The organism is Streptomyces sp. HUAS MG56 (genome assembly GCF_058673395.1).
Map to the genome: position 1 here is coordinate 1,294,479 of NZ_CM178722.1, position 24,283 is coordinate 1,318,761.

General features: G+C 69.0%; 19 protein-coding genes. 14 read left to right on the forward strand and 5 right to left on the reverse strand.

Annotated elements, in window-relative coordinates; translation table 11 throughout:
* Positions 1–738 precede the first annotated feature (738 nt).
* Positions 739–1,524, reverse strand: coding sequence for an alpha/beta hydrolase (locus tag AC4OXY_RS06550; protein WP_491993404.1), 786 nt, complete (start codon positions 1,522–1,524; stop codon positions 739–741).
* Between the two features lie 90 nt (positions 1,525–1,614).
* A complete protein-coding gene (locus AC4OXY_RS06555) occupies positions 1,615–2,703 on the reverse strand; it encodes a hypothetical protein (protein WP_362823560.1) in 1,089 nt (362 codons plus the stop codon).
* A 1,112-nt stretch (positions 2,704–3,815) separates the two neighbouring features.
* Between AC4OXY_RS06555 and AC4OXY_RS06560 the strand changes: the two genes are divergently transcribed.
* The 3 genes from AC4OXY_RS06560 (at position 3,816) to AC4OXY_RS06570 (ending at position 7,726) form a co-directional block, all read left to right on the forward strand.
* Complete coding sequence (locus tag AC4OXY_RS06560) at positions 3,816–4,958, forward strand: globin domain-containing protein (protein WP_356037634.1); 1,143 nt, start codon at positions 3,816–3,818, stop codon at positions 4,956–4,958.
* Positions 4,959–5,066: 108 nt separating this feature from the next.
* Positions 5,067–6,200, forward strand: coding sequence for a nitric oxide synthase oxygenase (locus AC4OXY_RS06565; RefSeq protein WP_491993405.1), 1,134 nt, complete (start codon positions 5,067–5,069; stop codon positions 6,198–6,200).
* Between the two features lie 905 nt (positions 6,201–7,105).
* A complete protein-coding gene (locus AC4OXY_RS06570) occupies positions 7,106–7,726 on the forward strand; it encodes a hypothetical protein (RefSeq protein WP_491993406.1) in 621 nt (206 codons plus the stop codon).
* 515 nt (positions 7,727–8,241) lie between these two features.
* Here the strand turns inward: AC4OXY_RS06570 and AC4OXY_RS06575 are convergent.
* Positions 8,242–9,642 (reverse strand): hypothetical protein, encoded by a 1,401-nt coding sequence (locus tag AC4OXY_RS06575; RefSeq protein WP_491993407.1) that lies wholly within the window; start codon positions 9,640–9,642, stop codon positions 8,242–8,244.
* A 928-nt stretch (positions 9,643–10,570) separates the two neighbouring features.
* Between AC4OXY_RS06575 and AC4OXY_RS06580 the strand changes: the two genes are divergently transcribed.
* The 4 genes from AC4OXY_RS06580 (at position 10,571) to AC4OXY_RS06595 (ending at position 14,168) form a co-directional block, all read left to right on the forward strand.
* Positions 10,571–11,413, forward strand: a complete 843-nt coding sequence (locus tag AC4OXY_RS06580; protein ID WP_491993408.1) for a S1 family peptidase — start codon at positions 10,571–10,573, stop codon at positions 11,411–11,413.
* A 444-nt stretch (positions 11,414–11,857) separates the two neighbouring features.
* On the forward strand, positions 11,858–12,415 hold the full coding sequence (locus AC4OXY_RS06585; RefSeq protein ID WP_491993409.1) for a hypothetical protein: 558 nt from the start codon (positions 11,858–11,860) through the stop codon (positions 12,413–12,415).
* Positions 12,381–13,196 (forward strand): 1-deoxy-D-xylulose-5-phosphate synthase N-terminal domain-containing protein, encoded by an 816-nt coding sequence (locus AC4OXY_RS06590; protein ID WP_491993410.1) that lies wholly within the window; start codon positions 12,381–12,383, stop codon positions 13,194–13,196. Before AC4OXY_RS06585 ends, AC4OXY_RS06590 begins: the two co-directional genes overlap by 35 nt.
* Positions 13,197–13,535: 339 nt before the next feature.
* On the forward strand, positions 13,536–14,168 hold the full coding sequence (locus AC4OXY_RS06595) for a hypothetical protein (protein ID WP_491993411.1): 633 nt from the start codon (positions 13,536–13,538) through the stop codon (positions 14,166–14,168).
* Positions 14,169–14,926: 758 nt separating this feature from the next.
* On the opposite strand, the gene AC4OXY_RS06600 is transcribed toward AC4OXY_RS06595, so the two are convergent.
* The gene (locus AC4OXY_RS06600; protein ID WP_491993412.1) at positions 14,927–15,526 is read right to left on the reverse strand and encodes a GNAT family N-acetyltransferase; all 600 of its coding nucleotides are present in this window, start codon (positions 15,524–15,526) and stop codon (positions 14,927–14,929) included.
* Positions 15,527–16,117: 591 nt separating this feature from the next.
* Here AC4OXY_RS06600 and AC4OXY_RS06605 point away from each other — a divergent pair.
* The 3 genes from AC4OXY_RS06605 to AC4OXY_RS06615 all read left to right on the forward strand — a co-directional run bounded on the left by AC4OXY_RS06605 (position 16,118) and on the right by AC4OXY_RS06615 (position 19,237).
* Complete coding sequence (locus tag AC4OXY_RS06605) at positions 16,118–16,813, forward strand: hypothetical protein (protein WP_491993413.1); 696 nt, start codon at positions 16,118–16,120, stop codon at positions 16,811–16,813.
* Positions 16,814–17,746: 933 nt separating this feature from the next.
* Positions 17,747–17,908 carry a hypothetical protein gene (locus tag AC4OXY_RS06610; RefSeq protein WP_491993414.1) on the forward strand — a complete coding sequence of 54 codons (162 nt, stop codon included), beginning with the start codon at positions 17,747–17,749 and terminating at the stop codon, positions 17,906–17,908.
* A gap of 390 nt (positions 17,909–18,298) precedes the next feature.
* Positions 18,299–19,237 carry an alpha/beta fold hydrolase gene (locus AC4OXY_RS06615; RefSeq protein WP_491993415.1) on the forward strand — a complete coding sequence of 313 codons (939 nt, stop codon included), beginning with the start codon at positions 18,299–18,301 and terminating at the stop codon, positions 19,235–19,237.
* 541 nt (positions 19,238–19,778) lie between these two features.
* On the opposite strand, the gene AC4OXY_RS06620 is transcribed toward AC4OXY_RS06615, so the two are convergent.
* Complete coding sequence (locus AC4OXY_RS06620; protein WP_402068035.1) at positions 19,779–20,801, reverse strand: DNA-directed RNA polymerase subunit alpha; 1,023 nt, start codon at positions 20,799–20,801, stop codon at positions 19,779–19,781.
* Positions 20,802–21,005: 204 nt separating this feature from the next.
* On the opposite strand from AC4OXY_RS06620, the gene AC4OXY_RS06625 reads away from it, so the two are divergent.
* From AC4OXY_RS06625 to AC4OXY_RS06640, 4 genes are all read left to right on the forward strand, one after another.
* The gene (locus tag AC4OXY_RS06625) at positions 21,006–21,227 is read left to right on the forward strand and encodes a hypothetical protein (RefSeq protein ID WP_356031115.1); all 222 of its coding nucleotides are present in this window, start codon (positions 21,006–21,008) and stop codon (positions 21,225–21,227) included.
* A gap of 454 nt (positions 21,228–21,681) precedes the next feature.
* Entirely contained in the window at positions 21,682–22,176 is a 495-nt protein-coding gene (locus tag AC4OXY_RS06630) for a glycosyltransferase (RefSeq protein ID WP_491994800.1), read from the forward strand.
* Between the two features lie 798 nt (positions 22,177–22,974).
* On the forward strand, positions 22,975–23,106 hold the full coding sequence (locus AC4OXY_RS06635; protein ID WP_356031117.1) for a hypothetical protein: 132 nt from the start codon (positions 22,975–22,977) through the stop codon (positions 23,104–23,106).
* Positions 23,107–23,309: 203 nt separating this feature from the next.
* Positions 23,310–24,218 (forward strand): NmrA family NAD(P)-binding protein, encoded by a 909-nt coding sequence (locus tag AC4OXY_RS06640; protein WP_356031118.1) that lies wholly within the window; start codon positions 23,310–23,312, stop codon positions 24,216–24,218.
* Positions 24,219–24,283 lie beyond the last annotated feature (65 nt).

Below are 24,283 nucleotides of genomic sequence, written 5' to 3' on the forward strand. Positions count from 1 at the left end.
ATCCATTTCACCGACCGGTCCCGGAACGGGAACACCCTCGACAAACTCCGGGAGAGCACCGACGGGCCGAAGCCCGGGAAACACCGCCCACTGCCCTGTCCAGCAAGGATGCCCACGCCCCCGGAATCCCCCAACGGCCCACCGCCGTTTACTTTCACGCCACCACGATGTCTTGTTTTCCTACTCCAATTTTCCTACCGCAAACGCAGATCGCCATCTTCCGAGGCCAACTCCGGTAAAAGGGCGTGGCACTCCCGACGTCTTCGTCGTCAGCATCACAGCCGCCACTGAGACCGGCATCGATCTGCCGACGGAGTACCGGCCATGACCCGGGGCACGCTCATGCCGGCCGAGCAGGGCTGCGGCAACTTCATCCGGCTGATCCTGAAGGGCCCGCCGGTGATGTCTGGCAGATCGATCCCGACTGGGGCGGCTTCGTACCGCTGAACCACGGTGCCGTGGACATGGCCGCCCGGCGACGTGGCCGTCATCGAGCTCCGGCTCCTGACGAACCGCCGCGACGATCTCGTCCGTGACCGCACCCGGTCCACCAACCGCCCCAGGTGAGGCTGTGATCGCCCGGCTCGTTCGGACACTCGCCCAGGAGGTCCGGATCCTGAACGACAAGCTCGCGGGATCGACCGGGTCATCGAAGCCTTGGGCCCAGATCCGAGACCGGCGCCGCTACGACGCAGCCCCGGACCAGCCGACCGGCTAGTCCGGGGGATCACCCGACCGTCACAACCAGCGCAAGGCATCAGGGAGCAGGACCCCACCGTGGTTGGGGCTGTGGCCGCCGTCGCCCAGGACTAGGCGGAAGTCGTAACCGGCTTCCGCGAGCGCGGCCGCGACACGCAAGTTGTCGGCGAGCCAGTTCGCTTCGGGCTCGTTCCAGCGCAGATCACGATGGCCCGCCTGCAGGAAGACGCGCAGTGGCTTGCGGGGAACGCCGGGGATCAGTTCGGGGTACGGGTTGCCGCCTGGCATCTGCGTGAAGCTGGACAGGCACCCGATGACACGGCGGAACGTGTCCGGGCGCAGCCACGCTGCCGTAAAGGCGCAGTTGCCGCCGCTGCTGCCACCGCAGATGCCCCACCGATCAGGGTCCTCTGCGATCGTGTACCGCCGCGTGACCTCGGGGATGATCTCGTCCAGGAGGAAACTGACGTACCGGTCGTCGAACGCGTCGTACTCGGTGTTGCGATTCTTCGGGTCCTCGGCGTCGGGGAAGACGCCGGGGTCGACGAACACCCCGATGGTGACCGGGATGTCGCCGCGATGGACGAGGTTGTCCAGGACGATCGCGCCACGGACCTCTCCTTGGGGGTCCAGGTACCACCATCCGTCCTGGAACACCATCAGCGACGCCGGCTGTGCGGGGTCGTACTGGGCGGGCACGTGAACCCAGAACCTGCGGGACGTGACTGGTAGGGCACCTCGCTCATCACGCGGGCCAACCTGGGAGAGATCACGAACCCTCCCAAAGGAGTTTAGCAGCCATGTCTCACGGACTGGCCTCTCCATGGGGAAGCCAGTGGGTGCTTCAGTCCGCCATTGGGAACCTCCCGCCACAGGCCGGGGACCGCCGGTGGGCGAGGGGCGGTCCCGGCCGTCCTACGCCAGGCCGCGAGGCCGTCGGTCCGCCGGGCGCGCGGGCGGGATCGGGCCGCCGGGAAAGTCGCGGGGGCCGGTCCACAACGCGGGTACGGCGTCGCAGCGGCGGCACAGCTCATAGGCGATCGCCTCGTAGTTGACCCGCCAGCCCTGAAAGTGCGGCCACGCCTCCTTCGGCGGGCGTTCGGCCCGGAAGCCGGCCGACTCCAGCATGTCCACGGCCGCGTCGAACTCGGCGAAGGTGAGCCGGATCGTCGCATCCGGCGACGGGTCGATGTCGAAAGGGATGCGCAGCGCGCGGGCGATGTCACGCAGAGCGGTGAAGCCGGCCCGCAGCACCAGCCGGGCCTCCGGCGGGGCGAGCCGGGGGTCCAGCGCCAGCTGCATCGCCGCCGCGTCCATCACCGCGACAAGCCCGACCAGCCAGCTGCGGTGCGGACGCGGCGACCGGAAGGTCAGCAAGATGGGGTACGTGGAGTGGCTCTCGCCCATGTCCGCGGCGAGCCGCTCCCAGGCCCGGTACAGCGCCGGCAGGGCGGTCTCGGTGTCGACCAGCCACTGCCGGGCGAGGATCTCCGGCCCCCAGGCGGGCTCGCCGGCCCGTGCCTGGAGCAGGGTGACCTCCAATTCGCGACGGTTGTAGGCGGCGTAGAGGGTGGGCAGGTAGGCGATCTGCAGGGCGATCAGAACGGGGCCGGTGGCTGCGGCGACGAAGTCGAGCACCGACAGTTTCAGCCTTGCTCCACTGGCGAAACCGAGCGTGAACAGGCTGGACCCGGCCTCCCGGAACGCGGTGGTCCAGGACAGCGGGGACAGCGAGTACAGCAGGAGGCCGAAGCCGAGGAGCGCACCGGCGAGCCAGCTGGCGAGCATGCCGATGAGCATCAGCGGGGCGAGCCAGGTCTGGGCGCGGTCGATCGCGTCGTAGCCGCCGCGGAGGGCTTTGAGCCGCAGAAGTCTGCGCAGTGTCCACCACAGGCGGAACACCAGCGCGGAGTAGAGGCCTCGGGGTACCACGAGCGTGCGCAGGATGCTGGTCAGGACCAGCGCCAGGACCAGTACCCCTCCCGCGGCGACGATGTATTCCATGGGCCTATCTTCGCGCTCAAGGAGGTGGATGATCAGCTTGGTGCGCGGGTGCGTGTACACAGGGCGGAGGCGTGGTTCCCCGCGCCCGTTTCACCTCGCCGCATTCCCATCACCGCAGAGCTCAACCGGCGAGACCCCACGATCAGTCTACGAACGGCTCCGGCCCCTCGTCTGCGCGCTCCCCACCCACGCCGCGCCCTGCCCCAGCCGACGCCGCACCACCCGGTCGAGCTCGCGATCGAGCTCGTGATCGAGCCTCGCGAAGCCCGACGAAGTGCCCCGGATATCCGGATTTACCGACAGAGATCATGTTCAGCTTGTTGAATTCACCTGGTATTACGCTGTCATGAGCCATGCCTTGTGAATCCGCAGCAGCGACCGAACCCGACTGGTTTCACGTGGCAATTCGGGGCGAGCTCGACGCCTCACCAGCAGAAATGGGAAAGGATTACCGGGAGTTGCCCGTCCGCCGCGCCGGAGGTCTGTTTCCGGCCGGTTCCACACGCTTCCTCCGGTCGATTCCGCATCAATTCCCCCTGCTCGGCGCCGAACGCGCGCGTTACAGGCAAGCTTGCGGGGCGAAGGCACGCGAGTGGCGGCGAGGTCGTGCCTATCCTCCGGTTGACGGGTGAAGATTGTGCATTAGGGTGAATGCGTTCCTGCCGATCACCACCGAACGGCAGGACGCCCCAGGGAGTTCCGCCCCGTCCGTTCCCAAGTCGCCCGCGCGCGGCCGAGTTGATCCGTGGCGTCGTATCGTGACGGCGTCACAGCCGAATGGCGGACCCTTTCTGGGTGCTGGGTGGGCATCCGGCACAGCGCAACCCTGTGCCGGCCATCGGCCTGTCCCCGGCAGCCGCGACCGATTGCGCTGGTAGCGGCGGTCCCCGCTCCCCACTGCCCTGAAACTGAATTTCCCTCATGGTGATGACGATTCAATATGAAGCGGGAGGCGCCCGGTGATATTCTCCCGTGCGTCGCGAGAACGCCGTGACGCAGCGGATGCCGCGGCGCAGTCACCGGAATCAGCAGAGCCTCCGTCCACTCCTTCACCCCCGACGCCGAGTCCGCTGCCCGACCTCGTGCCGCTGACCGCGGAGGAAATCGCCCTGATGCGCGCGAGCGTGGCCGTGGTCGGTCCGTACGCAGCGGACATGACGGTGTATTTCTACGCCATTCTGTTCGCACGCCACCCCGAGGTGCGCGGGCTCTTCCCCGACAATCTGGACGTCCAGCGCGACCGGCTGCTGCGCGGCCTGCTGCAGATCGTCGACCTCGTCGACGACCCGGAGAACCTGATCCGGTTCTGCGGCAGGCTGGGCCGCGACCACCGCAAGTTCGGGGCGCTCGACGGCCACTACCCCGCGGTGGGCGAGTGCCTGCTCACCTCCCTGGCCCGCTACGCCGGCCCGGCGTGGAGCCCGGAGCTGGCCGCCGCATGGACGCACGGATACGACGTCGTCGCGCAGGTGATGATGCACGCCGCGAGGGAGGACGCCCGCACGGCGCCCGCGGTGTGGGAGGCGGAGATCATCCACCACCTGCACCGCGGCCATGGCATCGCGGAGATCACCGTGCGGCCCGACGCGCCCTACCCGTACACGGCAGGCCAGTACGCGAGCGTGGAGACGCCCTGGCACCCCAAGGCGTGGCGCTACTACTCGCCCGCGCACGCACCGCGACCGGACAACACCGTGACCTTCCACGTGCGTGCGATCGCCCAGGGCCAGGTCAGTCAGGGCCTGGTCTACAGCGCCAAGCCCGGTGACGTGGTGCGGCTCGGACCCACTCAGGGTGATATGACGCTCGACCCGCGCACCGAGCGGGACCTGGTGTGCGTGGCCGGCGGGACGGGTATGGCCCCCATCAAGGCCCTGGTCGAGGACGCGGCCCGCACCGGGACAGAGCGCTACGTCGACGTCTTCGTCGGCGCGCGGACCGCTGAGGAGCTCTACGGCCTGGACGACATGCTCAGGATGTCCCAGCGGCACCACTGGCTCTCGGTGCGGGCCGCGGTGTCGCACGAGCGTATTGCGGGGCTGGAGGGCACCTTGCCTCGGGTGCTGAAGGAGTTCGGGCCGTGGTACCGGCACGAGGCGTTCCTCTCCGGGCCGGTGGACATGGTCACGCAGGCCAGAGCCACCCTGGCCCGGCAGGGCATCCCGCCGGAGCGGATCCATTTCGACCCCTTCGACGTGCCCGCGCTTGAGGCCTCGTTGCTGCCCCGGCAGTTGCGGGAACCGCCCGAGGACTGAGCGCCCGGTCCGATCCGGCCGACCCGGCCCCGGCCGTGCTGCCACCCGCTTGCCGCGCCCGCCCGCCGGACCGGTATGAGTGCCAGACCCCGAGCAGGAGACAATCCAGTGCAGCTCCCCCCTTCGCCCTATTCAGCTCGGCGCCGCCCACCGGCGCAGGAGGCCGTTCTGGCGGCCGCCGAGGTGTTCATCCGCCAGTACGCCGCCGAGAACCCGGGCGACGGCGATCCGCGCCGACGGCTCGCGGAGGTCACGGCGCAGGTGGACCGCTTCGGCACGTACGAACACACTCCGGCGGAGGTGGCGTTCGGCGCGCGGGTGGCCTGGCGCAACGCGGCGCGCTGCATAGGCCGGCTCTACTGGAACAACCTGATCGTGCGGGACCTGCGGCACGTCACGCATCCCGACGACATCGCCAGTGAGTGCTTCGAGCATCTGCGGATCGCGACCAACGGAGGCCGTATCCGGCCGGTCATCAGCGTCTTCGCCCCCGATCGCCCCGGCCGTCCCGCCGCCAGGCTGCTGGGTGAGCAGTTGGTGCGCTACGCGGACGACCCTCGCAGTGCCCACCGGGTGGCGCTGGCCAGGGACTTGGGCTGGAAGGGCGGCGAAACCCCCTTCGAGGTGCTGCCGCTGCTGGTCCAGCCCGCTTCCGGCCTGGCCCCGGAGTTCTACGAGGTGCCCGAGGACGCCGTGCTGGAGGTGCCGTTGACGCATCCGTACCATCCCGGATTCGCCGACCTCGGTCTGCGCTGGTACTCGGTACCGGCCGTCAGCGACATGTCGCTGGAGATCGGCGGGGTCACGTACCCGGCCGCGCCCTTCAACGGCTGGTACATGGGCACGGAGATCGGCTCGCGCAACCTCGCCGACACCGACCGATACAACCTGCTGCCCGCCGTCGCCGAACTGTTCGGCCTCGACACCCGCAACGAGCGCACCCTGTGGCGCGACCGCGCCCTGGTCGAGCTCAACCTGGCCGTCCTGCATTCCTACGAGCAGGCGGGGGTGAGCATGGCCGACCACCACACGGAGTCGCGGCGGTTCCTCGCCCACGTGGACCGCGAGAGGCGGCACGGGCGCCCGGTACCGACCGACTGGAGCTGGATCGTCCCGCCCCTGTCCGGAGGCGCGACCGCGGTGTTCCACCACTACTACGACCCCGAGGATCCCGACCTGCGGCCGGCCTTCGTACACCGGACCACAGGAGTGCCGACAGGATGCCCCTACGGCACGGCCTGAGGGGGCATCCGATCCAGGTGGCGTTGGTCAGCCGTTCCATGCCGTCCAGGCGACGGCCAGAGCTGGTGGCCGAGTAGCCCATCACCCCGCTGCGGAAGAAACGGGAAGCCTCGGCATCATCGACGAAGAGCTCGCTGCCTCGCAGGTCGTGCGGACAGCTCGACGGTGACATCCATTCGGGTGCCGCCGTCCTCTGCCGCCAGGGCGACGTGCGACCGTGTTCGCCGGGGGAAGAGGCGTCCTCCGGCTCAGGCGTTGAGCCAACACCTCGCCGGAAGCAGCGTGCCGCGGCAACCGGTGCGACTCGACAGTTCACCAGAAGCCGGTGTTCCACGACGCTGGACAGCCGCGGCAGCCTCATGATCCCTCATGGATGGCGCGCTGATCGCGAATCTGGCTGCGATCTCGCCGGCCGCGAGTCGCCGCCTCTGAGGTCCTCTAGGACCCGCCAACCGCACCGCTCACTCGCCAACTGCACCGCTCCGTCACACCGGGACCGGTCAGGCCGGAGTGCAGCGCCTCGATGCCGGGTGAACTCCATCAGGGCGCGGGCCCGCGGTCGGCGTCGCGCGACAGCTGACTCGTCGCCACTGCGCGACTCCTGCCGGGCCATCTTCGGCCAGCCGTTCCATTAACACGGTTCAACGCACGGATTTCAGAGCGACACGCGGGGGGCCTGGGGTGAGCAAGCGTCAGCAGATCAACCGGAAGGACTAATAGTCATTCAATCTGCCTTTCCTCTCTGGTCACTTGACATCCCGACGGAGGGGCAGACAGGGCTGCAGATACCCCGATCGGCCCTCTGCCACACACTCCCGATATGACTGATATGACAGCCATGAGTACGTTTAGTCGCAGTCGGCTGACGAGCCGACATCTCCGTGAGAACAGACAGGAGAAGCGACATGAAGCTCGCTCGTTCCACCATGGTGACCGCCACAGCCGGAGCCGCCGCGGCACTCGCCGTCACCGGCATCACCTACGCCTCGGCGGCCTCCGCCCCGGCCCCCCAGGCAGCCCCCGCGGCCGTCGCCGCCCCGCAGGCACCCTTCAGCGGCGACTCCGGACAGGGCAAGAACAACAACAACAGCAACAACAACAACGAAGGCAAGGGCAACGAAGGCAAGGGCAACGAAGGCGGCGGCGGCCGCCGCGAAGAGGGCCGGCGCCACGAAGAGGGCCGCATCTTCGTCAACGAGCGGTCCTACTCCGCCCGCCCCGGCGACTGCATCACCGTGATCAGCGGCCTGGGCGCCAAGACCCTCAACGTCCGCAACGACAGCCACAAGCGCGTCGAGGTCTTCCGCGGGGCCGTCTGCGACAACGGCGCCCCCATCGCCACCGTCGGCGCCCACAGCACGAGCTTCGGCGTCGACGACCTCCACGTCAAGGACGGCGTCCACGTCAAGGACGGCGTCGTGGCCAGCTTCCGCGTGGTCTGCGACCACGAAGGCGGCTGGGACGAGGGCGGCCGGGGCGGGGACCGCGGCGGCGAGGGCGGCGGCGAGGGCGGCTGGAACGACTGATCCGAGACCGACCGCGCAATATGGGGCCCCGGCCTGCCGCAATCGGGCCGGGGACCCCATCCCCACCATTGTCCGACAACCCACACGCCATGCACACACCACCAGGCCCGTACACCAGGCGTCACACCCTGGCGCCCGGGCGGCGTCGTTTCACTCACTGACCGATCCACCTGGGGTTTCTGCACCGCGGGCGGCCCGCGGGCACGTTTACCCGCGCCCTCGCCAGTGGCTTGCCTCCCGGCGTTTCCCCACCGCCGAACGGGTGAGATCGGAGCCGTTACGAGCCGCGCCCGCCCCGCGCTGCCCCACACCGGGACACACGCGCCGCTCAAGGCGCCGCAGCACTCCGCCGCCACGGACCACACCTCGGACACGCAGCCCCGACACCGCGTCCACCTTCGAACGGTGCCCCTGTTCGCCCGCGTGGTGGTGACCGGCCGGTGAGCCAGACATCTCCGGCAAGACCCTGCGCAGCGACATGTCCGCCGTGTCCGCGGTGTCCGCGAAGCTCGGCGTCACCGACCGCGTCGCCGCGATCGTCCGAGCCAGGTGCGCCGGGTTCGGCGCCGGTCGGGATCGACAGCCGGAATGTCGGCGTCCGGGTCGGACAGACGCAGCGATATGCGGCGGCGTGCGACCAGGCCGGCCCCCATCAGCAGCAGGAACGGCAACCAGGCGAGCGCGTATGCGACACCGTAGTGGTGGACGTCCAGGATCGACCGGCGCGGGTCCACGTCGCTGCTGTTGACACCGAAGAACGCGAGCAGCAGTGCAGGCGGGAGCGCGATGACCGAGCCGGCGGCGAGCGCCGCGGCCAGCACCCGGTCGCGGCGCTCGGCGTACCGCTGGGACGCCGTCTCCAGATCGACGCGGCGCGTCGCGAGCACCGCGTCCACTCGCTCGACGATGCGCGACGTGTTGGCCAGCGCGTCCGCGAGCGCCGCGACGCCGCGCAGCGACGAGTGGAAGCCTTCGACCAGCAGCTCCGGGATGAAAGTCGTATCGGCGTACGCCTCGACGCTGAAGCTCAGGTCGAGCTGGAGGTCGCTGAGCCGACGCGAGAGCCGTGCGACCAGAGTGCGGGCATCGTCCGCCGTCTCGACCACCGCGACCCGGTCGAGCTCCAGAGCCTCGAACGCCTGCCGCCGGATGCGGTGCACCGCCGCGACCGCGTTGAGGATGCCGGCCGCGGCCAACCCGAAGGCGTTCTCCACCGGCGGCGCGTAGCCGACGATCGCTGACACGCCCCTGCCGTGCGCGACCATGGTCTGGCCCGGGTTGTTCAGCATCTCGGGCCGACGTATGCCCAGCGTGGCGCCGGTGCCGCCGTCCATGGTGCCGCGGAGCACGATCGTCACCACGTCCGGGCCGACCGCGTCGCCGGGTACGTGCTCGGCGAGCAGCCGTCGCGCGAGCTCCGCACCAGGGAAGACGCTCTGGTGGACGTTCCGGCCGAACTCCAGCGGCGGCTGGTCGGCGGGCAGGTCCGTGACGCCGTACGCGCGCAGGCGCCCGTCGAGCCACTCGGTCAGCGGCGCCCCGCCGACGCGCGTCGCGGAGCGGTCCTGCCAGGTGGCGTAGAGGGTCTCGGCGATTGCGTCCGAGCCGTCCGCGCCGTCCTCGATCTCGACGTCCACGAAGAGCAGCGGGTCCCGGCGAGGCGTGACGGCCAGGGTGATCGCCGCACCGTCGACCCGGACCGCGCTCGGCGGCAGCGTGATCTCGGGTACGCGCTCGTGCAGCACCAGCCGGGGCAGCAACAACCCAGCGGCCTCGACGTGGGCGGCGAACCGGCCGAGGTCGAACGCCTCGGTCAGCGGGCGGAGCATCTCGTCGGGCACCCGTACCTGAGGTGTGAGGTTGTACATCAACAACAGGCGGGTACGCGCCCTGACCGCCGTGTCGGACCGTGGCACGACGCCCCCTTCGACTGACCCTCGTGTGGGGCAGCAGCCTATGGCGTGCCCCTTTGACGAGTTGAGCAGTTGATCGAATATCTCTGTCCGGTTGGTACCGGAGCACCAGCGCACGCTCGCCCACAAGCGTGCGGGAGACGAACGACGACAACAGGTGCGGCAGCCGGCCCCAGAACGGGAGCCCTTGCTGGCAAGCGGGTTCGCGCAGGCGCGGGAGCTCGTGACGGATCTGTTGTGCGGGAGGCTCGGGGAAGAACCGAGCTGAACGCTCACGCCGGGCACCGGGGCACCCCAACATGGCGAATTCCCACGCCCGTTGGGCCCTCATGCCGACATGCCTACGGGCGCCTCGTTCAGAACGTGCGCAGCAGGATCAGCCTCAACGCGGAACGTCTGACGGTCCAGCGAGAGGTCGAACAGCAGGGGCGGTTGCGCGTCACCCGTTTCTCCATGTCCGAGGTGCCGCGGCCTGCGGATGACTACCGAATCGGCACGACGCCAAGGGGCGCCGATCATGCCCCGCCCCACATTTCCTGCTCGGCTCCCGCGGCGTCTCGCAGTCGCCGAGGTCGTCCGATTCGACGACCCGGCCTCCTCGTCCAGCGCGTCCGCTCCGCAGGGAGGGGGGACGGGCACCACGCCATCGCACACGTCGGTCTCCGCACCCCCGTCCAGGACCAGTTCGTCGTACTTGCAGCCGTACTGGCCGCACGGCTCGCGGGCGTCGTCCGACATGTCCGCCCAGTACGCCGTCCCGTATCCGGCGTCCCCGCCGACGCGCTCGGCCGGGTCAGGCATGCACGCCACGCTTCGCTCCGCACCCGGCGGGCCCCTGTCCACTGCCCGAGGGGTTCTCTTCTCGACCCCGCCATCCGACAATGCGCATGCCAAATCCGGAAACACTCCGGTACGGAGAGGATCCCCCCACATGAACAGACCTTCTCTCATCGCCGCTCTATCGGCAGGAAGTCTCGCCGTCATCACGTTGCTCGGCGTGACCGCCGCACCGGTCGAGGCCGCGACAAGGCCCGCGGACGCACAGGTCAGCTTCGCCGGGACCGTGGCATTGGACGACTGCTCCGGATCCGTCGTACGCTCCCCCGCCGCGGCGGATGACGACCCGGCGATGGTCATGACCAACGGGCACTGCCTGGAGAGCGGAATGCCCGCCGCGGGGCAGGTCATCACCGACCAGCCGTCCAGCCGTACGTTCACGCTGCTGGACGCCGACGCGAACCAGGTCGGCACGTTGCAGGCCACCAAGGTGCTGTACGCGACGATGACCGACACCGACATAACGCTGTACCAACTGAGCAGCACCTACGCCCAGATCCGCCAGCAGTACCAGATCGACGCGTTGCCGCTGGCCACCACGCACCCGGTGCAGGGGCACAACATCGAGGTGGTCTCCGGGTACTGGCAGTCCACCTACTCCTGCGCGATAGACGGCTTCGCCCACGAGGTGAGGGAGGCCGACTGGACCTGGAAGGACTCCGTCCGGTACACCTCCGGCTGCCATGTGATCGGCGGTACTTCGGGCTCACCGGTCATAGACACCTCGACCGGCCAGGTGGTGGCGGTCAACAACACCACCAATGAGAACGGCGAGCAGTGCACACTGGACAACCCCTGTGAGGTGGACCAGAACGGCAACGTCACCATCCACCAGGGCATCGGCTACGCCGAGGAGACCTACCTCATCGCCCCCTGCGTGGGCTCCGGCAACCAGATAGACCTCACCCTGCCGACCTGCGCCCTCCCGAAGCCGTAACCCATACGGACGCCCTGGCGAGTGCAGCGCCAGGGCGTTCCCCTCAGGGCCTGCCTGATAAGGGGCAGCCGGGTGGCTGCATCCGGCCGCAGTCATCGACATCCGCCCGCTCCACGCGACCGGCTGGTCCATCACCGACCGGATGCGCACCCAACTCGTCACCGGCACGATCGACATGGCGGTCCGCACCCGCGGCCGCCGAGTCGACGGCGTTGTGTTTCACACGGACAGGGACGCCCAAGACCGGCGGCGTCCTTCGCCGAGGTCTGCCACCGGCACGGCACGTAGGTGTCGTCGCGGTCATGCCGAAAGACCGCCAGCAACTGTGCGCGCAGGGCAACACGACCGTGGGCCCGCCCCTCTCTGCCGGGCGACTACTTCCATCCGGTCAGGCAGCAGACTCTGGGCGGCCGAAGGCCGCTGGTGGTCTTCACCCCCAAGTCGATGCCGCGGTCGAAGGCGGCCACCTCCACCCTGGCCGAGTGCGCCCAGTGCTCCTTCCGTCCGGTCCTGCCGGACGCCACGGTGGACCCCGTCCAGGTCGAACGCGTGCTGCTGTGCACGGGCAAGGTCCCCCCACGACCCCGACGCCCACCGCCAAGACATTCCGGCCCGACGGACACGGACATCGTCCGGCTGGAGCGCCTCTGCCCGTTCGCCGAGGCAGAGCTCGCGGCGGAACTCGCCCACTTCCCTGCGGCCGCGCACGTGCGATGGGTGCAGGAGGAGCCAGAGAGCGAAGGTGCGTGGTCCCTCGTCACGCCACGTCTGCACCGGTCGGCAGGACGCCCGGTGGCATGCGTCAGCCGGCCGGAGGCACCCGCCCCGCGGTCGGCTCCGCCCTCCGGCACGCCCTGGAGCAGAGAGCCCTCGGGGCATCGGTCTCCCGGTGAGCAGCGACTCTTCCAGCAAGCATCGGCTGCCCTGAGTATCCGCCGACAGCACGGCAGCATCGCGGAGGAGCGTCATGAGCCTGCCGGCACGCGTCAACCAGCCCTCTGACCTGAAGAAACCGCGCCATGCGCAGCCGATCCGGCGCGCTGGGGAGATCCGCGACTTCCTGATCCGCCATGTCGCGGCCGCAGGCGCCCATCCGGGACCCAACCTCGGCACCGCGGAACTGCCCCTGGCACTGCACCGGCTCCTCGACTCCTCGCGCGACCGACTGCCATGGCATGTCCGGCACCACACACACGTCCACAAGGTCGCCACCGGGCGGGCCGGTGAGTTCTCCGGGCTGCGGCAACGCGGCGGGCTCTCCGGATACCTCAGCCGGGAGGAGTCCACGCACGACCACATCGCACACTCCCCCGCATCGGCGGTCCTGTCGTACGCCGACGGCATGGCCAAGGCCGGACAGCACGCGCCGGAAACGGGCCGGCACATCGTCACCATCGTCGGCAATGGAGCACCCATCGAGGGGCGGCCTGGAAGGTCCTCACCGCCTGAGCGACTCCGCGCAGGTCCGCGTCGGCGGTGCGCGTCCTGCGAGGGCGGCCGCGCCTGCTCGACGGCTGGGTGCCCTGGCGCGCTCAGGAGGAGGCGGCCATCCCGAACATCACGGCCGCCGAGGAACCCGCCGACCGCATGCAGCCGTTCAGCAAGGCCAGGTGCTCGCCCCGTGCACCCCGCACCCCCGCCCTGCACCGACTTCCGACGGCCGGCAAGAGCAGCTCCGCCACCCGAAGACCTCTGCCTCCAAGCCCACCGCAGGGTCCCGTACCCGGCCGCCACGGCTTGCTTCCTGCTGCCAGCCGACAACACCGGGCCCGAAGAGCGCTGATTCGCCGCCGCCGTGCCGTGTCCTGCCGGGTAGAACGACGAGCAGACTTCGGCACAGCCGGTCCTCTAGCACGGACCAACTCAGGCATTTCGCAGCGACACGCGGTCGATATGGGGTGAGCAAGCGTCAGCAGATCATTCGGAAGGGCTAATCGTCATTCAATACGCCTTTTTCTCCGGTCACTTCACATCCCGGCCGAGCGGCGGAAGCAGCCGCATATACCCCGATCGGCCCCCTCCCATCGACATTCCGAAATGACCGATACGACAGCCATGAGTACGTTTGATCGCAGTCGGCTGACGAGCCGACATCTCGGAGATAACAGACAGGAGAAGCGACATGAAGCTCGCTCGTTCCACCATGGTGACCGCCACAGCCGGAGCCGCCGCGGCACTCGCCGTCACCGGCATCACCTACGCCTCGGCGGCCTCCGCCCCGGCCCCCCAGGCAGCCCCCGCGGCCGTCGCCGCCCCGCAGGCACCCTTCAGCGGCGACTCCGGACAGGGCAAGAACAACAACAACAGCAACAACAACAACGAAGGCAAGGGCAACGAAGGCAAGGGCAACGAAGGCGGCGGCGGCCGCCGCGAAGAGGGCCGGCGCCACGAAGAGGGCCGCATCTTCGTCAACGAGCGGTCCTACTCCGCCCGCCCCGGCGACTGCATCACCGTGATCAGCGGCCTGGGCGCCAAGACCCTCAACGTCCGCAACGACAGCCACAAGCGCGTCGAGGTCTTCCGCGGGGCCGTCTGCGACAACGGCGCCCCCATCGCCACCGTCGGCGCCCACAGCACGAGCTTCGGCGTCGACGACCTCCACGTCAAGGACGGCGTCCACGTCAAGGACGGCGTCGTGGCCAGCTTCCGCGTGGTCTGCGACCACGAAGGCGGCTGGGACGAGGGCGGCCGGGGCGGGGACCGCGGCGGCGACCGCGGCGGCGAGGGCGGCGGCGAGGGCGGCTGGAACGACTGACCGCAATACGACAGCACACACGGGGCCCCGGCCCGCCGCAATCGAGCCGGGAAACCCCACCCCCCCCAACCGCTATCCGACAACCCACGCGCCACACGCGCGCCAACGGGCCCGGACACCAGGCATCACTCCCTGGTGCCCGGGCCCGCACCCTTCCCCCCACCACCAGCCAGCCCGCCCGCCCAGGCATCTTCCGCCCCCGCCGCCCCGCTGCCCTCCGTGCCTCCACCGCACCCCCCGAACAGTGGGAACAGGCGCGAGCGCTTACGCCAGGAGCCCGCCCCTGAAACGGGGGCCACGCACCTCCTCGGAGCACCCGCCGACCACGTCAGCCATTGCCGGCTGGCCGCGCACCGGAAGCCTGGACACCCGGTAAGGGCCATCCCGGGCACCACGACAATGCATCCGGCGGACCCGTCACGATCGGGCGCCCTACCCTGAACTCCCCCAGCAGCCAGCCCAGCGAACCCACCCGCACACACCGCCGGCCCGCTCCGTACGCCGACGCGGCCGACCCCTCCGGCGCCGCACAAGCAGCTCACACCACACACCGCGCGCGGCACGCCGCATGCGCTCGCGCAGTAGCGGACGGAAAGTTCACTCGCGGAGACCGGCGCCGACGGCATCTGGACAGCCGCCGCCGTAAGCATCACAGCCCTGATCAGCGGAGGAACGCACTACCGCCGATTCCGCCAACCGACCACACGCTGAGAACAGCAGCACACGAACTTCGTTCTCTTCGGCGAGGTGCCGGTGGATCAGTACCCCCTTCTGGCCCGGGACTCTGCAGCGAGTTGACCACTTCGACCCGGTTGTGCTTCGAGACCCAGGCCGAGACACATGCGAACGTAGCGCGCGTTACCCGGACCAGGCCGATGATGTCCATCCCGCCTCCATCCGTGCCGGGTGTAGAAGGCCTGGGCTCGGCTGTTGCGTTCCCATACCTCCAATACACCCGTGGCCAGTGATGCATCGCGAAGAAATTGCACGAATGCCGCGTGCAGGTGGCTGCCGATGCCGTGTCCCCAAAGGCCGGGGCGGACGTGAATCTGGTAGAGCTGGCCCGTAGACGCGGCATCGACATCAGCTTCGTAGGGAGGGCCCATCGCCAAAACGCCCACCAACTCGCTCTCTCGCTCCGCGCACACCACAGTCCGGTCGTTGGACTGGATCGCACGCATCCAGCTCTCCTGGCGGCTGGAGAGCGCTTCGGGGGGAGCGAGCTCCATGGCTGACAGTCCACCTGCCTGGTAGTACGCCGTTCGAGCCAGAGTGTGCAGGTCAGTGATCCTCTCCGCGTCGCTAGGGCTCGCAGTGCGCAAGCACGTCCGAGAAGTCGTCACGATCACGTGACGCACTCACCGCGATCTCTGGTTCCCCTTCAGACGCCTCGGTCCAAAACAGGTACCCAGCCGCCGCCCACCTCGCTGAAACAGCTCGGGCCATGGCCTCGTCGACGTAGGAGCAGCGGAAGGCTTCCGCCAGGTCCGTCGGCGAGGAACGGGGACCAGGGAAGGGAGCGACCCACAACTCGTCGGGTCGGTCGGCCTCGAACCCTATGACGCTGGAGAAGGAGCACGCAGATCGCACGGCCGCGCAGGTCCGCCGAATCCTGAGGGCCCAGCTGGGGAGGGCGCCGGACGAGCGCATGGTGCAGCGCACCGGCCTGCCTGATTGCGCTCATGAACCACAAGCCCACCGGCGCCTTCGGTACGGCGCCGAGAGCTCGATCGCCCCGCCCCAAACGCCCTCGCCACCAGCCTCCGCCAGACGGGAGAAGACCGCCCGCGGTTCGGCTCCCCACGGGACTGCTGCGGTGGAGTGACAAGTAGTACGGCACCCGTGGACGTTAACGATATGACGAGCTGATTTCTCATAGTTTCTACCAGGATTCGGATATCCCGGCCGGCAGGAGGCTGCCCGCGCCCGCCACTCACGGAGGTCACCGGATGAACCATCGCCCCTGGGTCGCAGCACCACTGGCCAGCGCAGCCATCGCCCTCGCATCCCCACCGGCCCACGCCACCGCGCCCGCGACCGCGACCGCACGGCACACCCCCGCCTCTGTCCGGCTGCACGAAGGGGACCGCGACCACGACCACCACAACCCCTGGCGCGACTGCCGCAGCCACCGCCGCGTCGTCCTCATCGAACCGACCATCAGAGCGTTCCTCACCAACGGCCACCGCGGACCCGAAGCCCTCGTCCTGCAGGGCACCCCGAAATCCACACCCTGGTCACCGGAACAGCCCTGGTCGACCTTCACCGTCTCCACCTTCCTGAGCGTGAACTACCCCACCCAGACCTCCGGACAGTACGAATTCGCCATCCGCGACTTCTTCCGAATCCACCCCCTCTTCGTCGTGAAAACCTACGACAACCACAAACGCGCCTTCCCCTTCCCCGAAGCCCACTGCAACGACCACAACCACGACGACGACAGCGAAGACCGCGCCGGTCCGCACGGCGGCACCAGCCCCTCCACCTTTCCCTCACCCCGCAAAGACGCCCCCGCGGACACGGCCGCCCGCTGGAGCACCGGCCTCCTGAGCACCCAGCACATCCTCATCGCAGCAGGCGGACTGCTCATGCTCCTCGGCATGCTCGCCACCGCCTGGCACCGCCGACACCGCTCCGACGACTGACACCCGACCCAAAAGACGGCAGCACCCCCGGTCCCCGACCCCACACCACGTCAGGAACCCGAGATGCCGGCAATCCAGTGTTCCCAGCCGCCGAGCGGCACACCCCCGAAAAGAGAGTCGGACCGGCCACGCCCGGACGGCACCGCACCCGCACCCGCACCCGCACCCGCACAATCACCACCTCCGGCAGTCCACCCGACCGCTGGACATACTGACACATAACCCTTCACGGCCGCATGGACCGCCTGCACAAGACCCGCCGTGCATGCAGCCCGGGCAAGACCCGTTGCGCACTCGGCCCGGCCACCGTCCTCCGCCGCCGCTGCACCGGCCCTGGCATGCAGGCTGGCACCAGGAGACGGCACGCCCGCCTCCCCCTGCCGCACCTCCGGTGAACGCGCGCGACCACCGGCACCACCGCCCACCGCAGGCCTCCCCGCAGAGCCCGCCTGAACCAACCGCCCCCCACGGCGATGCCGCAGAGCGCCGAGACCGCCCGAAGCGGCCGAACGACCCGACACAGCCCCACGGCCGCGGCCCTCTAAGCTGCCCAGCCCCGCAGAAGAACCACCACCCCCACCCGCAACCGACCCACCCGAAGAACCCGAACCACCCGAAGAACCCGGCGAACCAGAGGGACTCGGCGAACCCGAAGAACTCGCCGCACCAGAAGAAGTCGGACGAGGATCAAGAGGACACAACACAGCGGGATCCTTCACCCCGAAACTCAGACCCCACTCCCTGTCACACCCACCCCAATACGCCCTCACCCAACCGCAATACGGACCCTCATACCGACGACACGACCAACCCGCCCCCTCCCAGCCCGGATCCGCAAACGGCAACCCCGACGCCCCACCCTCACCCCACGAAGCCCCCACCGCACCGACCATACGAACCTGCCCGACCCCCGAACCCCGCGACACCCAATCCGTGAAGAACAACGGCAACCCAATGACAGAGGCAGAAACCGCCACCGTCGCAGCAGCGAAAACAGACCGAGCCACTCGCACGACAGTTCCTCCCGACATCGCAGCCAGCAAAAACATCAACAAACTCTGCGTACCAGCGCCGCCACAGCAAACGCTGGAATGAATATATGGTTTACGGACCACCCAACAAATAACGAACCACCAACCAGACAACCATCACTCACATAATTCACCCGAAGAGTCTCGCCCGCCCCCGCATCCCGGCCAGCAGCCACGTCGGCCACCGCCCAGAACACCCCGGCCCTCCCATGCGCCCAGTACTCCCCTACGCCCAGAGGAGTAGTCACAGAGGCTCCTCCCGCAGGATGACCGCGAGTGTGCCGTGGGCGATGCTTGCGCTGTGACAGCTGATCTTTGCCGAGCCGGAGACGGCGCCCCGGGTGGCGACGGAGACGGGGGCACCCAACCGTCATCCGCTCCAACGCCAGTCCCTGCCAGTCGCGCGCTCCGGCCACGCCGTGCCCGGCTGCGGCGGTGGCTGCGGCGCGCCGCGTTGGGCAGTGCCGTCGTACTCGTCGTCGTCACGGCGGCCTCGTTCGTCTACAACGGCGTCACGGCCGGACGCGACGCGCCGCCGCGGGGACTCAGGTACGTGCAGGCCGCCGACATCCGCACGCGCTACCAGACCTGGGGCACGGGGGGCCCACCCGTTGTCCTGGTGCACGGCGCCTTCGAATCCGTCGACACCTGGTCGCGCCTTGCCCCTCTGCTCGCCCGCAACCACCGGGTGTACGCGCTCGACCTGACCGGCGACGGATACAGCGAGCGCCGCGGCCCCTACACCGTCGACCACTTCACCCGGCAGCTCATGGGCTTCCTGGACGCCATGCACCTCGGCGGTCCGGGCGAGCGCCCGCTGTTGGTGGGGCACTCCAGCGGAGCCGCCGTGGTCACCGAGGCAGCGTTGCGGGCTCCTGGCCGGCTGGGCGGTGTGATGCTTCTCGACGGTGACGCCCTCGACACGGGTGCCGGGCCGCCGCCGGCCTTCAAGTACGTGCTGATCGACCCGTACCGCACCAGCCTGCTGCGGATCGGGCTCGGCATCGACACGGTGATCCGTAGCGTGTACGACGCACAGTGCGGGCCCGCCTGTCCACGCTTGGACGCGGCCGGCCTCGATCAGTGGCGACGCCCGCTTCGCGTACCGGGCGCGGAGAACGCGCTGTGGAGCATGCTGGCCGCCGGTGTGCCCGGTCTGCCCGCGGATCAGGTGGCCCGGCTCGCCGACGTGCGCCTGCCCAAGTCGGTGGTGTTCGGCGCCCAGGACGACGTGTTCACCCGGCAGACGCCTCAGGAGACCGCCCGGCGCATCGGCGCACCGCCTGCAACGCTCATCCCGGGCGCCCGGCACCTGACGATGATCTCCAGTCCCGAGGAAGTCGCCACGGCCGTGGACAGACTCACGGCAGCATCAACCGCGGCCTCCCGATGACTCCGCCGCCCCCGTACACGACCAGAACCACACATGCTCCAGCACGATCCACACGACGAAGAGCGTTGGCAGCACTTCGTGATCACGCGAGCCTCGCGGCGATGCAGCGATACAGCGATGGAACAGCAGTCAGGCTTTCTTTCCGTCGTAGCAAGCCCACGAGGCCCGGTCGGCCACAGTGGCGAGCCCGGAGAGCGACATAGCTCGCACGAACTGCTTGCCCCACTCTCCGCGACGGACGCACACCGCGAACGCACGCTCCGGAGGGGCCGGTAGCCGGGGCGAGTCCCATGGCGGGCGGCAGCCGGCTGGGAGGCGTAACCACCCCCGCCGGAACGGAGCGTGGGGCTCCGGCCACGTACCCAGCCGAAGCCCCACGCCCTTCCGTACCTGCCGTGACCGCCCTCACTTCCGGCATACAGCGCCGCGTGAAGGGCTACCACTGCCTTCCGTGCTGGTACCCGAGACCATCAAGTACCCGGAAGGAGTACAGCTGCTACGGCCGGGCGGGGTTGGATTCGGCCGCGACCCGGCGCAGCAATCAGTACTGCTCGGTCTCCATGAAACCCGTGCCCCCGTTGTCGTCCGCGCCGAACGCGTCCGCGGCGGCGGTCGGGTCGAATCCGGGCGGGCTGTCCTTGAGGGCCAGGCCCATGCCGGCCAGCTTCGCCTTGACCTCGTCGATCGACTTCGCACCGAAGTTGCGGATGTCGAGGAGGTCGGCCTCGGAGCGCGCCATGAGCTCACCCACCGAGTGGACGCCCTCACGCTTGAGGCAGTTGTAGGAGCGGACCGTGAGCTCCAGCTCCTCGATCGGCAGCGCGAGGTCGGCGGCCAGGGCGGCGTCCGTGGGGGACGGGCCCATGTCGATGCCCTCGGCGTCGATGTTCAGCTCGCGGGCGAGACCGAACAGCTCGACCAGGGTCTTGCCGGCCGACGCCATGGCGTCACGCGGACGCATGGCCTGCTTCGTCTCGACGTCGACGATCAGCTTGTCGAAGTCGGTCCGCTGCTCGACACGCGTGGCCTCGACCTTGTACGTGACCTTCAGAACCGGCGAGTAGATCGAGTCGACCGGGATACGGCCGATCTCCTGGCCCACCTGCTTGTTCTGCACGGCCGAGACGTAGCCGCGACCGCGCTCGACGGTCAGCTCCATCTCCAGCTTGCCCTTGCCGTTGAGCGTGGCGAGGACGAGGTCGGGGTTGTGCACCTCGACACCGGCCGGAGGCGCGATGTCGGCGGCGGTGACCAGACCCGGACCCTGCTTGCGCAGGTACATCACGACCGGCTCGTCGTGCTCCGAGGAGACGACCAGCTGCTTGATGTTGAGGATCAGGTCGGTGACGTCCTCCTTGACGCCCGGCACGGTGGTGAACTCGTGCAGGACACCGTCGACGCGGATGCTGGTGACAGCAGCGCCGGGGATCGACGACAGGAGGGTACGGCGCAGGGAGTTGCCGAGGGTGTAGCCGAAGCCCGGCTCCAGCGGCTCGATCACGAACCGGGAGCGGAACTCGTCGACGACCTCTTCGGTCAACGAAGGACGCTGAGCAATCAGCACGAGGTATTGCCTCCAGATTTTGGCGCCCGCTATCTGACGCCGTAGACACCACGAAGGGTACGGGTCGTACGGCCTGATAGTGAAGCCGAACCGCCCGACACCGCCCGTCTGCCGACCGACGAGCAGGCCCCACTCCTGCCGGAGTGGAGCCGAACGATGAGCGAGACAGCCACCAGCGCGGGCGGTAGGCGCATACTAGGGGCAATGACAAAGCCTGCTGCACCGAAGCGACACTTGCCCACCAGCCCCTTCAAGGCCCCCGTCACACCAGCCCCCAAGCACTTCACCGAAGGCGACCAGGTCACACACGACGTGTACGGCCTCGGCCGGGTCATCAGCATCGAGGAGGGAATCGCGGTACTTGTGGACTTCGGCTCAGAACAAGTGCGGATCCTGAGCCCGTACGCCAAGATGACCAAACTGTAGGCCCCCCTGTCCCCAAGCGCGGCACGCCGCGCTCCTCAGAGACCTGCAAGGCGCGCCACCAGGATCGTCCCACTGCTGGGAGCCCACCCCACGCTCCGTCACTCGGGCCGTCCATGCGTCTCCCCGGTCCCGCTGCCGGCGCCGGACAGTGACAGTGCACGCCCTGACCGATCCGGTGCCGCTGTGCGGCCTGTCCGGGCGCCCGCTCGCACCGCGGACGAGGTGGCAGTGGACCGCGCCTCTCTCCGCCTCGTCGTCACGGGCGGAGGGGCGGGACCGGCGGACATACGAAGTTGGCGTCGCCAGCCGCCGTGACGGACATGGCCCGGGTGCCGCTCGGCCCACTCCGAGCTCGTCGGGCGACCGACCGGCTCCAGCCCGACGTGGTGCTGGCGACCGGCGGGGATGTGGCCGTCCCGGACGCGGACGTCATCCACCGGTGCAGCCCGGGGTGATGTCGAGGAGTGGGGCGGGGACACAGGCGAAACTGACCGAACTAGGCAAACCCACCTTTTTTGTGTCGCTGGCGTCGCCGGCCGGGAACGGGCAGACGCACAACGCTCGGCACCTGAAGCGGAGCGAAGCGGCGGTCGCCCCCACCAGCAAGGTGTCGTCGGCCCGACTGCCGGAATCGGTAGGTCCGCTCCTGGCCGACCCCCGCGTTCGGCGGGGCGTGTCGGAGCGGCCCCCGCATACGGCCGTCCGGACATATTGGACAGGCGCGTGGACGAGATTCCGTCCGTCGCGAGTCAGCCGCTCACCGGTGAGGCCGGCGGACATGCAGATCCCTTCCCGGCTCGACGAGGACGGCACACACGTTGAGCATTGCCTGGTCTTTGCCTATCAGGGTCCGGGATGTCTCGGTCACCGAGGTCCTGGGCGAGCTTGGGCCGATTACTCTCGCCGCAGACTTCGCGGAGGACGTCGAGCGCCGCGACGTCCATCGTGAGGATGATGTCGGCCCGATCCATCATCTCCAGAGTGAGCTGCCGCGCACGGTGGACGGTGAGGCCGAGGCCGAGCCGCCGAGCGGAGATGGCCGGACAGGTAGTGGACGCCGATGCCAATGCAGCGTGGGCCCATGCACCAGTCGACAACTCCGACCGCCTGGACCCATCGCCCGGGTGGTCGAGCGAACCATGTCCCGAATCCACAGGTTCCGCCACCTTTGCTGTGGAGTGTTCGAGCGGGTCCGGGCAGCGGAACGGCTCCGGAATTGGGATGCGGCCATGGCGTTGGCGAGTGCCCACACCGAGTGCCACTCCAAAGATCTTTACATGCACGACAACCGTTTGTGGCCTGCGCAGGCGTCACCGTCGTCAACGGCCTGCGGAACAGCTCCGCTCGGCCCCGCGACTTGGTCGCGGTTCTCGGCCTCGGCGACCTCGGCCATCTCGGAGTGCAGTTCGCGGCGGCGACGGGCTTAGGGACCGTGATGATCGCGCGGGGCGCGGAGAAGGCCGACTTCGCCCGGCAACTCGGCGCTCACCACTACGTCAACAGTGCCTACGGCACCCCGGTCGCCAGGTCCCTCCAGTCCCTCGTTCGCGCCGGGGCGTCCTCGCCACCGCCGGCAACTCCGAAGCCATCACCGCCACAGTGCCCGGCCCGCCTCCCCTGCGGGGAACTCGTGGTCATCGGAGCCGACACCATCCTCTTGGGCGTCACCCCCGTCCCAACCGCTCACCGGCACCTCCATCCTGCACCGCCACCCGGCCGGCACCGCATCGGACGTCGAGGAAGGGCAATGTCCTTCAGCGCCCTGCACGGCATCCGGCCTGTGACCGAGACCGTGCCACTGGACGGCGTGGACACCGACTACCGGAAGACGCCGACCGGCAAGGCGCGCTTCCGGATGGTGATTGTCCCCGGCTCATGACCAGCCATCAGAACGTCAGGTGAGCCCATGTCCACAAGCCCTTCAGCAGTCTCCCCGCCTTGGGAATCCGGTACGGCAGGAGGACTTGCGGACAAACATCACCCAGACGTCGGTCGGCGGATGCGCGGACGACCGACACAACCCGAGGCCGGACATTCCCGAGCAACCGGACACCCCGGTCCGAACTACAGGAGGCGATCGACATGGGCGCAGGACCCATCCTTGTCACCGGCGTCGGTGGCACAGTCGGCGGAGTCGGAAACATGGTCCTCGATCATGTGCGAGCGAACGGTATGCCGGTGAGGGCTCTGGTGCATCACGACGACGAACGGGCCGCGGTGCTGCGGGCCCTGGACGGCGTGGAGGTGGTGGTCGGCGACCTCACGCACGGCGCCGACGTCGTCGACGCACTCTCGGGCTGCCGCCGCGCCTACTTCGGGATGAGCGTGTCCCCCGTATACCTGGAGGCCGCCACGACAGTTGCGGCGGCCATCCAGGAGGGTGACGGCCTCGATCTGCTGGTGAGCATGTCGCAGATGACGGTGTCGCAGATGAGCCTCACCAGCACCACCGAATCCCGGCAGCAGCGACTGCACTGGCTGTCCGAGCACGTCCTCGACTGGTCTGGGGCACCGGTCGTACATGTGCGGCCCACGGTCTTCATGGAGAACCCGCTGTTCGCCCGGGTCGCAGCCGCCTCGGTCCAGCGTGACAGTACGATTCGCCTCCCGTTCGGCTCCGCCCGGACCTCTCCGGTCGCCGCGGCCGACGTGGCGGAGGTGATCGCACATCTCCTGCTCGCCCCGACCTCGCCATCCCGCCGGGTCTACGAGCTGACCGGCGCACAGTCCCGTGACATGAATGCCATCGCCGCCGAACTCTCCACAGCCCTGGGCCGCCCCGTGACCTATGTCGACGTGCCGTACGAGGAATGGCTGGAAGACGACCTGAAGAAGGCAGACCTGCCGCCCCACGTCTTCGAGCACATCGCCACCATGGCCCGGCTCCACCGCGAAAACCGCTACGACCGCGCCACGAACGACATCACCGAACTCCTCGGACGCCCCCCGCTCGGGTTCGACCACCTCCTGAGGAACACACCGGCCTCGTAGCCCCAGGGTCGATCGTGATCTGGACGCGTGGGTCACGGCCCTGGCCAGTCCGATGCCGTGCAGGA